Origin of the sequence: Alcaligenes sp. CHO6 (assembly GCF_037120595.1) — a bacterium.
Classification (GTDB): Bacteria; Pseudomonadota; Gammaproteobacteria; order Burkholderiales; family Burkholderiaceae_B; genus Alcaligenes; species Alcaligenes ammonioxydans.
On sequence record NZ_JBANCI010000002.1, the window covers coordinates 825,063 to 838,522 of the forward strand.

Here is a 13,460-nt window from a genome sequence, read left to right on the forward strand (position 1 = left end):
TCTTAATACTCTTTCGCGTATTGGAACTGCATCAGATACAAGGCGGCGGTACGACGCGCGGTGTCAATAATAATCTGCTCGGCACGGCCTGTTTCATCGCAGTCCAGGGCCAATTCCACCGCCACCAGCCATCGGGCCAGATGATGCTCGTCATTCATGCCGTGATAGTGCAGGAAGCGGTACATATCCGGCTCCAGCGACAACGCGGATTTGAGCAAGGGCAGCAGGGCCGGCACAATGCGCTGACCGGTACCTTCAATAATGTAGATCGCGCCCAGCAAGCCAATCGGGTCCTGGCTGGCCGCCAGAGCATGCAAATAGGAATTCAGCGCCTGACCGCCTGGATTACGCGTCAATTGCTCTATCTCGGTAGCGGTACCGCCTGCGTGCCGGTAGTCCTCGAACAGAATGTTGAAATCATCCTGCTCTTCGCCAGCATGCAGGCGAATCAGCTCTGCCAAGGGCGCGTAGGCGGGTGATAAGGAGTCGCAGGCTTCACGCATCCATTTAGCCCCTTCCCGTACTTGGGGAATCCAGTCGGCCATCCATTTCTGATAATCCTGCATCCGGATAGAGCCGTCGTGCAGGCTGCGCAGCAAAGGCGTACGCCACACTTGCGAACGATAGTCATGCCAGATAGGGGCCAATTGCGTCAACAAGTCGCGCAAACCTTGTGGGGCCGTGGCAGGGTCGTGCGGGGGAGCGATGTCCACCAGATCGCAGGACGCCACCGCCGCCTGCTTGGCAGACGGGTAGGACACGGCGGGGGCCGGTGCATTGCAGGCCTCCACTTCCAGTAGCATGTAGGCCGTCATGAAGCGACCCGACTCGGGCACGTAGCACAGGATTTGTTCGCCGGGCGTCAAGGTCCGATCGCGCATGAACTCGGCCAGCATGATCAGAATCGAGGCTGCGCCCGTATTACCGCGCCAGCGCAAATTGCTGTACCAGCGCTCGGCAGGAATACCCAGGCCTGCCTGCTCCAGCAAGTCCGCCACCACGGGCAGGAACTTCTCGGACGAGTAATGGCACAGGAAATGGCTGATGCGCTCAGGGTCAACCCAACCGTCTCGCACCAGTTTTACGTATTCGTGAATTCCGATATCGAACAAATGAGGCAGCAAACGGATATCCTGACGCAAGGACAAGGCGCCATCCTGCTCCGCCTGAGACCAGGAATCGTAATCCAGATGGCTGCGCGTCGAATCACGCGCCGCGCCCAGCTGCATGCATACGGGATAATCGCCGGAAAAGGATTTTTGATGAATCCAGCGCAAACGCAAACGCACACCGGCCTGCGTGGTAGGCAGAATCTGATCCTGGTGGCTGAGTAACGCAGCTCCCGCGCCATCGGATAACATCCAGCGCAAAAAATGGGAGTCAAAATCTGCCTGATAATCTTGTGACGCAAAGCGCGAACGGCGGAACAAGCGCGAGGGCATTTCACTGGCTACTGCCACACCGTGACGGTGTGTGCCCAGCTCAATCCCTTGGGCAACAGCCTGCAGCGCCGTGACACCCGCGGCACAGATCCCGTGAACGGAATGCACTTCCAGGGGCGGGGCCGCCAGCTCTCCCTGAATGGCATTGGCAAAACCGGGCATCAGCAAGTCCCCGCCCGAGGACCCGCTGGCCAGCAGGCCCACATCCGCCATGGTCAAACCTGCCTGCTCCAGGCAGGCCCGCACGGCATTAGCGGCCATGGTGGCATTGCTCCAGCGCGTACTTCCATCCTCCCCAATGGCGTAATAGCGCTGCGCAATACCGTTTTCGGCCAGAATGCGCTGCTTGATGCGCCCTGAAATACGGTTCAGCGGGGCGATAAACTTGTCCATTGCGGCGTTGTCGACCGGCTCGCCGGGCATAAACCACTGAGCCTGATGAATCACGACCTGATCAAAGGCCACGGGCATAACACTACTCCTGATTACACGCCATCACGCCAATGCGTTGTCTGGCCCACGGCGTTCATGGTTTGACTGCGGTAGCGGGGCACGAACAGACCCAACACAAAAACACGCAGCATATAGGGCACCAGCCCCCCTTCATTCAAGGTCTCGGGGGTGCGGGCTCGGTATTCGGTATCGTGCAGCCGCTTCAGCTCCGACCAATGCGCACGCGAATGCTCATGGTGGGCCACATGCAGGCCGATATTAAAAAGCAAGGGGTTGACCAGCCCCTCAAAATTGCGCGCGTAGCTCAATTGACCGCCCTGATGGGCCTGATGACTGCCATCGGCATGGGCATGCTGCAGATAATTGGTGGTCAAGAGCCAGTGCAAACCATGCAGCTGCGGCACGATGACGTATAAAAAACCCTTGACTGGGTCCAGGGCCAGGGCAAGCGTCCAACTCCCCAGCCACAGTCCGTACTGCGCCAGGCAATAGCCCCAGACACCCGGCCAGTGTCGGCGCAGGCGGCCCAGCCAGGCATAAATTGCCGGATACAGCGCAAGCACGGCTTCAAAGGGGTGCATCAACCAGCCCAGCGCGTCGTTGGTATCGCCACGCCAGAAGCGGTAGGTACGACCCACGTCTTTTTGTCCATGTTTATAGCGATGATGATTGCAGCCATGCGCCGGCCAGAACACGCAAGCGGGATGGCCCTGTAACAGGGTCAGCCAGAAATCCGTCAGGCGATTGGGCAGACGGCCTCGCCACATGCGCACATGATGATGATTGTGGTTGATGACACCCATACCCAGTGTCAAAAACAGCAGCAAGCCATACAGAATCCAGGAGAAGCCACCCCGCCACAGCGCGACCATCACGACCGGGTAGACAATCAGGTACAGCAGGCTTTGCCAGTCACGCGGGTGACGTAAACGCCACGCAGCACTCATCCCCGCGCCTCCTCGGGGTGATCAGGCAGGCGCGTGCCAAACAGGCGGTCCATGAAACTGAACTGAAACCCATAGTTCCCGTTGTACTGGGCATGATGACGCTGGTGACGACGACTGGCGGCCAACCAGTTCCGGCTGGAGACATGGGGGAAAAAATCGTAATTGGAGTGGCCTATGCAATTGAAAAACAGGCTGAACAGGGGCACCGACAAGAGCGACCAGAAGCTGAAATCATGCACAACCATCGGCAACAGAATCACATTGCCCAGCATCAGAGATTCAAGCGGGTGAAAGCTGTAGGTGGAAAACGGCGTCACCACCACAGAAGAATGATGCGGGCCATGATAACGACGCAACCAACGCGTGTGCAGCAAACGGTGATTCACCCAGAAATGCACATCGTTCCAGATCATCAGGGCCAGAATTTCCAAGGCAATGCGGGTGGCGCTGGCGTCCGGCGTCAACCGCGCCCAGCCCAATTGCAGCAGCCCCCAGGGGAACACCATGCCCAGGCCGAAAATCAGAATGGCCGATCCCGACTGCTTCAGTTCCCGGCGCAGTTGACCGGGCCGCAACGGACGCGTATCGAGAGGACGCCCCCAGCCCACAGCCGGCAAGAGCCATCGTGTCAGCGCCAGGGTTACCAGTGCAAACAGCAGGTAGATGCCGCCGAAAAACAATAAGCCCACGCCCATTACCTGCCAGACGCTCAAGGCCTGAAAAGCCTGCCCCATTCCACTCTCTACGTAACAAAATGCGCTAATGCTAGCGCGGTCAGAAAAATCACGTTTGTTAATTTAGTTACTAATTGCTTGCCGCCGTCCAAGCGGCCCACGCCAGGCCGACTTGCAGCAGCCCGGCGCGGGAACAACAGTCGTGTACTTTTGCTCCGTGGCAGTGCCATTGAGAAGCCGGTACTCACCCAGGGCGCCTGTGTGAGGAATACACAACACAGCAGAACTTGATCTTGCGCTTGCCTTGAACTTGTCCGCATACGATATACTGAGTCGTCACAGACTTTCCCTAGACACCATGAGACGTTGGTTCGTCGTCGTCTTACTTCTCATCCTACCCCTGCAGGCTTACAGCTCTCACTACCACGCAACCGTGCAAGGTGGTCAGTCCGCCTTATTCGCTCAACACGAATCGGATGCGGCCGAGCCTGTGGACCACCGAGTCAAATCCGGAAAGCATCCTTTGCAGCAGCTCAGCGCCATTTTGGCGCATACGCCCATGCAACAGTACGCTGACCATGCGGATACCCCTTTGCCCTGCCCGGTTCAGTCGTTCTGGCTGCATGCCTGGCCTTCGGCTTGCCCGCCTTATTCCCTGCCCGCTATTTGCTGCGAATTCGCCCCCGAGCATCGTCCACCACGAGTCTGACTCCTGACGCGCCCCTGCGCCCTGCTTGTTTTGCGTTTTTGCACTTATTTCTCTGTCTAACAGGACAACATCATGGAATGGCTACTCGATCCCAGCATATGGGTCGGCTTATTAACTCTGGTGGTGCTGGAGATTGTTCTCGGCATCGACAACCTGATCTTTATCGCGATTCTGGCCGATAAACTTCCCCCGCATCAGCGTGACCGTGCTCGCCTGATCGGCCTGTCTCTGGCGCTGATCATGCGTCTGGGTCTGCTGACCATCGTCTCCTGGCTGGTTACCCTGACCACGCCGCTGTTCTCCATTGGCCCGCTCAGTTTCTCGGGGCGCGACCTGATCTTGCTGCTGGGTGGCCTGTTCCTGCTGTTCAAGGCCACCAGCGAGCTGCATGAGCGTCTGGAAGGCGGCAGTCACCACGCCAGCACCAACAAGGCTTACGCCAGCTTTGGTGTGGTGGTGGCGCAAATTGTGGTGCTGGATGCCGTGTTCTCCCTGGATGCGGTGATTACCGCCGTGGGGATGGTGGACGAACTGCCTGTCATGATGGCGGCCGTTATCATATCCATCGGTTTGATGATCTGGGCCTCCAAACCACTGACCACCTTCGTGAACAATCACCCCACCGTGGTGGTGCTGTGCTTGAGCTTCTTGCTGATGATTGGTCTGACGCTGACCGCCGAAGGCCTGGGCTTCAAGATCCCCAAAGGCTATCTGTACGCCGCTATTGGCTTTTCCATCCTGATCGAGTTCTTCAACCAGATTGCCCGCCGCAGTCTGCTGCGTTCGGAGTCGCGCCGCCCTTTGCGTGACCGTACCGCCGAGGCCGTGCTGCGCATGCTCAGCAACCGCAAGCATGAAGACAAGGATGAAAGTGGCAGCGAGGGCCAGCCGGATCTGGATGAACAGACCTTCCGCACCGAAGAGCGCAATATGGTCAGCGGTGTACTCAGTCTGGCCGAACGCCCCATCCGCTCGCTGATGACCCCTCGCCAGGAAATCACCTGGCTGAACATCGAAGACACCACCGACACCTTGCGTCAACAGTTGCGCGCGACCCCCCACAGCTTTTTGCCCGTCTGTCAGGGAGATCTGGACCAGGTCGTCGGTGTAGCGCGCGCCAAGGACCTGCTGGCGGATCTGGACGAGTACCCACAGGTCAAGCTGTGGCCGGATCTGCGTGAACCCATCATCGTGCACGAGCACACCGATGTGCTGAGCGCGATTGCCATGCTAAAGCAGTCCAACGGCCAATTCGTGCTGGTCACTGACGAGTACGGCGCCATTGAGGGCTTGCTGACACCCATCGACATTCTGGAAGCGATTGCCGGCGAGTTCCCGGACGAGGACGAGCAGCCTGCCATCCAGCAGATCGGCCCCAACCTGTGGCAGGTGGACGGCAGCATAGATCTGCTCTTGCTGGCCCAGGCGGTCGAAGCAGACGATCTGCTCCTGAAAGACAACAGCTTCAACTCGGTCGCCGGTTTCCTGCTGGAGCGTCTGGACTCCCTGCCCACCGTGGGCACGGTCGTTGAAGCTGAGGGCCTGCGCTTTGAAATTACCGAAGTCAGCCAGCGTCGTATCGCCACGGTACACGTCAGCCGCTTGCACGTAGCGGAGCAAGCGCAGGAATAAGCGGCGACCACGCTACACAGCGGCCGTACTGGAGCGGGTCTGCAGGAACGCCTCCAGGTCGCAAGCAAACAAGGCCAGGGTATTACCCTGGCCTTGTTACCTATGACAGGCATCCTCTGCGCTGTATGTAGCTCTTGTTGTTCACGAATGCCGGCAGCGACCGGCATTCGCTGCCCTGTTGTGACGAGGACAAGGGGGGCGTACCAAAATCAGGCGCGACTTAGCAGAGCAATCCCGCCGGGAAGACGCATTGCATCCAGACCGTAGAGCTGCTGCAAGATGTCCAGCGCCTCCGACAAATTATCCAGACTGACCCCGAAGCTGACCAGGATAGAACCCAAGGACGCGTCCCGTAGAATCACGTGCCCGGCCCAATATCGGTTCAGCTCGGCCACCACCTGGGACAAGGGCTGTTCATGAAAGACCAGCCGGCCCTGGCGCCAGGCAGGAAAATCCTTCTCCAGAACGGTTTGCACCGCGCTGATGGTGTGGCGTCCGTAGACCAGCCTCTCGCCGGCCGCCAGACGATAACCCTGTCCACCGAAATCCACCTGGGCGCTGCCTGACAAACACGTCACCTCGGTTTCGCCATTCACATAACGAATATTGGTGCGGCCGTTAAAGGTCTGAATGGACCCGGCACCAGCAAACACGGTACAGACCGATGCCGAACGTTCGGACTGGCGCACTTCCACTTCGCCCTCAAGCAAGGCCACGACCCGGCCCAGATGTGGATCATCGCTGACATTCAAACGACTGCGCGTATTCATGTCCAGCCAGACATGATCGAGCAACTGCACGCGCCGCTGCTCACCCGCACCGGTACGGTAATCAGCACGCAAATCTGCCAGCGAGGGCCACAGTTGCAACGGTGGCCTGGCGACCAGGTATAAACCACCACCAAGCAGCAGGCCACCCAGCAAGGCACGGCGCAAAGGCCGATGGCCACGTTTTTGGGTCAGCTTGGCCTCACGTAGCCAGTCTTCGCGATGCTGTGGCATGGCATCCCACAGTTCGCGAGCATGAGCAAAGGCGGACGCATGGGACGGGCTGCGGCCACACCAGCGGCGCAGCTCCCGAGCCTGACGAGAGGTCAGCGAGGACGTTTTCAGGCGGCTGACCCAAGCTCGTGCCTCTTTGTGCAAGGTGTCTTCATCCAGATTCAAGGCAGTAGCGGGGTTCATCAACAATGAGTAAAAAAACGCGACACACCGGTCGCAGAGCGTCATCCAAACGTTTTATCCCGTCGTTTAAACGGATAAAAAGCGAAATTCAACGGTAAGCGTAAATTGTCGGAAACTGCAGGCCCTATCGTCAAGCGATAGGCCGTCATAAAGGGTAAAGCCTAGGTTTGGCAGCACTGCATCACCTGCTGGCGCAACCAGGCGTGGGCTGGGTCAGTGTGGCGGCGACGATGCCAGACTTGCTGAAACAAGACGGGGGGAATGGGCAGGGGGGGCTGGAAAAACACCAGTCTGGCCTGATCGCGTAAATGCTCGGCACTACGACTGGAGACTGTCAGGATCAAGTCCGTGCCCTCCAGCACCTGGGCCGCTGCACTCCAGTGCGGCAAGGAAAGCACAATCTGCCGGTGCAGGCCATGCTGGCTCAAGGCCTTGTCGACCTCACTCTCGCCGCCGGGACGCATGGCCAGCAACACATGTGGACGCTGCAACCACTCGTCCAGGCCCGGGGGCTGCCCGCCGCTCAGGCTGGCTTGATCGGCGATGCAGATCAAATGCTCATCAAACAAAGTCTGCGCCCGCAAGCTGGCCGCCATTTCCGAGAACACGCCAAAGGCCAGATCAATCTCACCATCACTGAGTTGGGCCAGCATGGCCTCGCGGCTGGCCTGGCTTACCGCCAGCCGAATCCCCGGTGCCTGCTGTCGTAAACGTCGCATCAGGGGCGGCAGTACGATTTGCGCACCGTAATCAGACATGGCCAGACGAAATTCACGTTGCTCGCTGACCGGGTCAAAGCCCCCCGTATCCAGCAAAGCATTGAGCTGCTGCAAAGCCTGTTCCAAGGGACGCTGCAATTGCAGCGCCATCGCTGTCAGCTCCAGCCGCGAGCCTCGACGTATCAGCAAGGGATCGTTAAACACCTGGCGCAAGTGCGCCAAGGCGTGACTGACCGCAGGTTGGCTTTTATGCAGTCGATGGGCAGCACGCGTCACATGCTGCTCCGTCAACAAGGCATGCAGGCTTAGCATCAGATTCAGGTCTATACGACGTAGCTCATCCATAGAACGAATAATGACTGTGCGCACTATCAATTTCAATAAGTTTTACGAATAGTGCAAGATAAGGTTTTACCTTCTATGGAGAGTTGTCTATGTCCGGTACCGCTTTGATAAGCCTGTTCGTGGCTGTTTTTGCGGGAACGGTGGTGCCGTTCCAGGCTGCCAGCAATGCCATCCTGGGAAAAATGCTAGGTCACCCACTCTGGGCCACGCTCGTGTCCCTGTCCATCAGCGCCGTCTTGGTTCTGCCCACCCTTTGGCTGATGCGCGCCCCCGCACCGGTGACCGCACAATTGGCCCAGGCGCCCTGGTGGGTTTGGACGGGCGGAATTGGCGGGGTGATCTACATCAGCGCGGCCTTGATCCTGACCCCACGAATGGGCGCGGCCAGCTTTATTGTGTGCGTCGTGGCCGGGCAAATGCTCAGCTCCATGCTGATCGACCACTATGGCCTGATGGGTTTGAATCCCCGTCCCGTACCTATGGGCCGCATCCTGGGCGTGCTGCTGATTCTGGCCGGAGTGGGACTGGTGCAATGGTTTACCCCCTCGGCACCCACCGGCAAGGCCTCGGGCCCAGACGCCACAGCCGAGCACGGCGAAGCTCTGCCAGAGAATCAGGCGATAGCCCGAGAGTCGCCAACCAACACGCCGCCCCGCGCCTGAAGCCGACTCAGGCCCGCTTGCACTGAGAACGGAACTGGCTGCACCACCAAAAACCGGCTGACAAAGCCGCTGCCGCCAGCATGCCCAGCGCCAGCAACAAACCGCTCTCAAACAGGAGCGGGGCCACTACGCCGGACACGGTAGCAAACAAGAGCATTTGCCAGGCACTTTGTACCGAGGAGGCCAGGCCGCGCATGCTGGGAAATGTCCCCAACGTCACCACGGTCATGCCTGGCAAGGCCATGGACATGCCAAAGGCATAGACAAAAATCGGCATCACCGCCCAGGGCACCTCTGCCTGAAACAGCAGGTTGTACACCGTGTTAAATGCCGCCCCTCCCAGCATCAAGCCCAGGCCCAGGCGGATCATGCGCGCCGGGGCCAGCTTCTCGGCAAAACGCGCATTGATTATCGAGCCACCCAGCATGCCACCAATAAAGGGCAGAAACAGCCAGGCAAATGCCGTCTCCGTCAGTCCCAATACGCCAATCACAAAGCTGGCTGCCGACGAAATGTACAAGGCAAAACCGCCAAATGCGAAGGCAATCGCCGAGATCGCCAACACAAAGCGGCCATTGCTCAAAGCGCGCACGTAATTAGCCAGAATAACCCCCAACTTCAAGGGCTGACGGGAGGCCACGGGCAAGGTTTCAGGCAACTGGCGCCAACACACGGCGATCAGCGCGACGCTCAGCACCGTGAGCATCCAAAATACCGAGCGCCAGCCCGAGTAGCTGCTTAAGTAGCCGCCCAACACGGGAGCAATCGCCGGAGCCAGGCTGAACACCATCGTGATATGGGCAAACAAACGCTGGGCCGTGACGCCCTGCACACAGTCTCGTGCCAGGGCCTGGCCTACCACCCGGCCCGCTCCCGCTGAACAGCCTTGTACCATACGGAAAAACAGCAGCCAGGAAAAACTGGGGGCCAGTGCAGAGCCAATCGAACCGATCAGAAACAGGATCAGAGAGGCCAAAATCACGGGGCGACGTCCAAAACTGTCAGACAACATGCCCCAGAACAGGCTCATGAAAGCAAAACCGAACAGATACAGACTTAAGGTCTGCTGAACCATTGACTGGTCAACAGAAAATTCGACACCAATGCGGTGAAAGGACGGCAGATAGGCATCGGTAGCAAAAGGCCCCAGCATCGCCAACGCCGCCAACACCAAGGTCAGCTTGCGGTAATTCATAGATAGCTTTGGAAAACAGGGAGGGCGCCAGACAACAGCGCAGGGATAGGGGCATGGTACCCCTTAACCGGACCGTACGGACACCTCCGTACGGAGCATAGTGTATCAAACGCCCCAGACAGGATCGAATCCCTGGGAGGCGCCCGGGCCAACGCGCTGACACCGGGATTAACAACCGGTTCAGCGCTTGCCGGGCGAGGGTGTTCCAAACGCCTCGCGGCTGGTCTGCCCAAAGCCGCTTTGGTGCAAAAGACTGCGTTCAATAAAGCGGCTGACTTGAGAGCGCACTTCCGGCAGCCAGGGCCCTTGGTCGAACACCTGTGGAAACTTCATGCTGAACCAGGCGTACAGACTGATCTGCTTGCTCAACAATTCGGCATCCTCCAGACGCGAGGGACTGGCCGACTTCAGCCAGGAGGGCGCCGGGGGCAGGGCCATCGGCCGTTGCGCCACATAGGCCGACAGGCAACGTTTGAAATAATCCAGCTCGGTATCTTTATCCACCGAGACCGGCGCACAGGCAAAGGTGAACTTCTCGCGCAACTCCAGTTTCGGTGCCAGGCGGTCCACCCAAAAACCCAGCTCGATGGCATCTTTCAGGCCGGCCGTCTGGAACAAAGGACTGTCTGAGGCCACCTTCTGGGCAAAATACTGCAACACCGCGCCAATATTGTTGTTATCCAGCAAAGCCGCCAGCGCCTGGACATGCTCGGGGCTGGGCGCGATGGGCAAACGCAGATCCACACTGGGTGCCTCAGTTTGCAGTTGCGTACGGATGTGGTTCAAGTCCTGCTTGTCCATCGCCCCCACATACCCTTTGGGGTACAGACCGTAGCGGCCGGCACGGCCGGCAATCTGGCGGATTTCGGTGGCGTTCAGGACGCGCATGGAGCGGCCATCAAACTTGTGCACTGTGGAGAACAACACACGGCGAATCGGCAGGTTCAGACCCATGCCGATCGCATCGGTCGCCACCAGCACATCGGCCTCGCCTTGGGAAAAGCGCTCGGACTCGGTACGGCGCACTTCCGGAGCCAGCGCACCATAGATCGTGGCCACTTTCCAGCCTTGGGCGCGGTAGCGGGCACTCAAGGTCAACACATCTTTACGGGTGAAGGCCACCACCGCATCGCCCTTGGACACTCCCTGCGCTTCACGCTGACGATCCTTGCGGCCACGCCAGGCGGCAGGTTGACGCCCTTGTCTGCCCGTGGCGGGCGGTGGCTCAACCGGATAAGGCATCACTTCCAGTGGCGTCTTGCGTTCGGTAAATTCCAGCTCCATGGTCTCTTCCATGGAGCGCACCAGCCGCTCACAAGGGCGCAACACCGAGGCATCGCCACACACAAACAGGGTACGGGCCGGAACACCGACCAAGGCTGCCGTCCAGGCCCAGCCACGCTGCTCGTCTTGCAGCATTTGAATCTCGTCCAGGACGGCCACGCGCACTTCCATCGTGGGGTCCATCATCTCGACCGTGCAGGCGGTGTGCTGGGCGCCGGGCACCATCACGCGCTCCTCGCCCGTCACCAGATTGCAGGGGATGCCCGCATTCATCAAGCGATCGCGCACTTCCATGGCCAGCAGGCGCAAGGGCGCAAGGTAAACCCCCGAGCGGGCCTCCATCAACGCTTCCAGGGCCTCGTGAGTCTTGCCCGAATTGGTCGGCCCCAAACGAAACACCAGGTGACGTCGTATGCCACGAGCCAGACTGAACATTTCCGGGAAATCGCCCAGACGCATCAAGTCCTGGGCACGCTGCTGCTCCACACTCTCCAGAATGCGGCGCACCGGGCCATTGAGCAGACGCTTCTCAAAATCTCCGGCCTCGATTTCCTTTTGCTCGATGCCCTCTTCCAAGGCCATGCGCAAGGCCTTGGCCAGTTCCAGAAACGACGAGCCATCAATCAGGGGGCGCTGGGTTTGCAAAAACGCATCCAGCGAATCTTCCAGACGCTGGGAGAGACGGTTTTGAGCCGCCGTATTGAACAAGACCGCCACGCGCGCCGGCAGACGATCAAGCTCCGAGCCAGTACGCGGCAAAGGCACAGCCGCCTGCATGCGTACATTGGCGCGCCAATGCTGACGCTCGCCCGCTACGGGCACATTCACCGCCAGCCACACATCCTTGTGCCACCACAGACGTAACGGATCTTCCGGGTCGAGCTCGTAATCGCACGCTTCCTGCGTCCTGATCCGGTTCAGTACTTGTTGCTGACGCCATTGCGTGCGGGCGCGGTCAGCGGCTCGCTGATACTGCGCTCGTTCACGATTGCTCAGGGTACTGGCGTGCTGTTCTCGCCATTGCTCAATCTGGCTTTGATCTATCGCAGCCAGTAAATCCGGATGATGGGCGACGCGGTCACGCCCTCCAGCGGCTGCGCTGCGCACTTCCAGCTTGGTACTGGGCAAACGGCGGTCCGCCAGCCACAGCTCATACTCCTGACGGGTAATCCCCAGCAAGGCCATGGTTTCTTCGGAACCGATACACTCCTGCTCCCAAGCCCAACGTTGCTGGCGCTGCTCACGCTGACGTTCCTGACGCTGGGCTTGTGCCTGCAACAGAAACTCCTGCTGCTGGGCATCCAGCTTGAATTCCTGGGTCAACACAGCGGCGCTGGCATTACGGCCATACACCGTCAGGAACCAATGAGCAGGCTCACCGGCTTGCAGGCCCTCAAAAGCCTCCAGGGTAATGCGTTGCGGCTCGCAACCTTGCTCTTTTAACCATGCCGTCAAACGCTCCTGTGCGTGATCGAACTTGCGCTGCTTGTCACTTTGTTCTTTTTGCCGCGCCTGTTCACGTTCTTTCTGGGCCTGCTCCCAACGCTGACTACGCTGCTCGCGGTCGCGCTGTTCAGCCTGTAACTGCCACAAATAGGTTTGTGCCAAGGGCAAGCTCTGCCAGGCCTGCAGCAGCGCTTGCAAACGTGGTCCACGCTCAGCTTCCGGCCAGTTCTCGCTCAAGGGCAAAGACTGGGACGCGATCGCCCCGGCCAAGCGGCCGCGCTGTTCAAGCAGTTGCTCACGCAAGGCTTCATACGCATCCGCTTCCAGCTTGTCCACGCTCATCTGATAGAGCAAGCGCAAGATGCCAATCACAAGCTCGGGCACCCCTTGGGATGCCAGACGCTGGTCCGCATCCTTCAAACCCAGTTCGGCAGCGATGATCTGATTGAAAAAAGCGGCATCCTGCGGCAGGCGCCAGGCTTTCAGCCATATCCGCCGTATGCCTGACCGGTCCTGATAACGCGCTTTCTTGGCGACCTGACGAGCCACGCCTTCCAGGCGCGGGTAGTCCAGCCATTGAGGATGGAGCAGCATGCCCGCTTGAGTGGGGACGGGAGAATCGGAAACGGACGAAGCGCGACGCGCAGCCATAGGGCGGGGACCTGAAAATACGGGAAGAAGAGAACGAGAAAGGCAGAAAAGCCGGTTCCAGCAAGCATGAGCAGCATTATACGGGTCTGCTCTAGGACGTTCAGAGAATACAGGCAA

10 protein-coding genes are annotated in these 13,460 nt (G+C 59.2%); 3 read left to right on the forward strand and 7 right to left on the reverse strand.

The genetic code is table 11. The annotated features are described in order from the left end of the window. Window positions 1-2: 2 nt before the first annotated feature. The 3 genes from V6936_RS11800 to V6936_RS11810 are packed head-to-tail and all read right to left on the reverse strand — an operon-like array spanning window position 3 to window position 3,576. A complete protein-coding gene (locus V6936_RS11800; RefSeq protein WP_059318483.1) occupies window positions 3-1,913 on the reverse strand; it encodes a StlD/DarB family beta-ketosynthase in 1,911 nt (636 codons plus the stop codon). 14 nt (window positions 1,914-1,927) lie between these two features. Further along, a complete protein-coding gene (locus V6936_RS11805; protein ID WP_131071203.1) occupies window positions 1,928-2,842 on the reverse strand; it encodes a fatty acid desaturase in 915 nt (304 codons plus the stop codon). Further along, a complete protein-coding gene (locus V6936_RS11810) occupies window positions 2,839-3,576 on the reverse strand; it encodes a sterol desaturase family protein (protein ID WP_336579924.1) in 738 nt (245 codons plus the stop codon). Before V6936_RS11810 ends, V6936_RS11805 begins: the two co-directional genes overlap by 4 nt. A 298-nt stretch (window positions 3,577-3,874) precedes the next feature. Between V6936_RS11810 and V6936_RS11815 the strand changes: the two genes are divergently transcribed. Then, a complete protein-coding gene (locus V6936_RS11815) occupies window positions 3,875-4,225 on the forward strand; it encodes a hypothetical protein (protein ID WP_131071202.1) in 351 nt (116 codons plus the stop codon). Between the two features lie 72 nt (window positions 4,226-4,297). Continuing rightward, window positions 4,298-5,857 carry a TerC family protein gene (locus V6936_RS11820; RefSeq protein WP_003804393.1) on the forward strand — a complete coding sequence of 520 codons (1,560 nt, stop codon included), beginning with the start codon at window positions 4,298-4,300 and terminating at the stop codon, window positions 5,855-5,857. A 209-nt stretch (window positions 5,858-6,066) separates the two neighbouring features. On the opposite strand, the gene V6936_RS11825 is transcribed toward V6936_RS11820, so the two are convergent. Then, a complete protein-coding gene (locus V6936_RS11825; protein ID WP_100214892.1) occupies window positions 6,067-7,041 on the reverse strand; it encodes a FecR family protein in 975 nt (324 codons plus the stop codon). A 161-nt stretch (window positions 7,042-7,202) separates the two neighbouring features. Then, a complete protein-coding gene (locus V6936_RS11830; RefSeq protein ID WP_003804410.1) occupies window positions 7,203-8,105 on the reverse strand; it encodes a LysR family transcriptional regulator in 903 nt (300 codons plus the stop codon). A gap of 89 nt (window positions 8,106-8,194) precedes the next feature. Between V6936_RS11830 and V6936_RS11835 the strand changes: the two genes are divergently transcribed. Next, on the forward strand, window positions 8,195-8,767 hold the full coding sequence (locus V6936_RS11835) for a DMT family transporter (RefSeq protein ID WP_336579925.1): 573 nt from the start codon (window positions 8,195-8,197) through the stop codon (window positions 8,765-8,767). A 7-nt stretch (window positions 8,768-8,774) separates the two neighbouring features. On the opposite strand, the gene V6936_RS11840 is transcribed toward V6936_RS11835, so the two are convergent. Both V6936_RS11840 and V6936_RS11845 read right to left on the reverse strand, forming a co-directional pair. Continuing rightward, window positions 8,775-9,962: a multidrug effflux MFS transporter gene (locus V6936_RS11840; protein ID WP_003804414.1), complete on the reverse strand. Its 1,188-nt coding sequence runs from the start codon at window positions 9,960-9,962 to the stop codon at window positions 8,775-8,777. 180 nt (window positions 9,963-10,142) lie between these two features. Beyond that, entirely contained in the window at window positions 10,143-13,343 is a 3,201-nt protein-coding gene (locus tag V6936_RS11845) for an SUV3 family DEAD/DEAH box RNA helicase (RefSeq protein WP_003804417.1), read from the reverse strand. Window positions 13,344-13,460 lie beyond the last annotated feature (117 nt).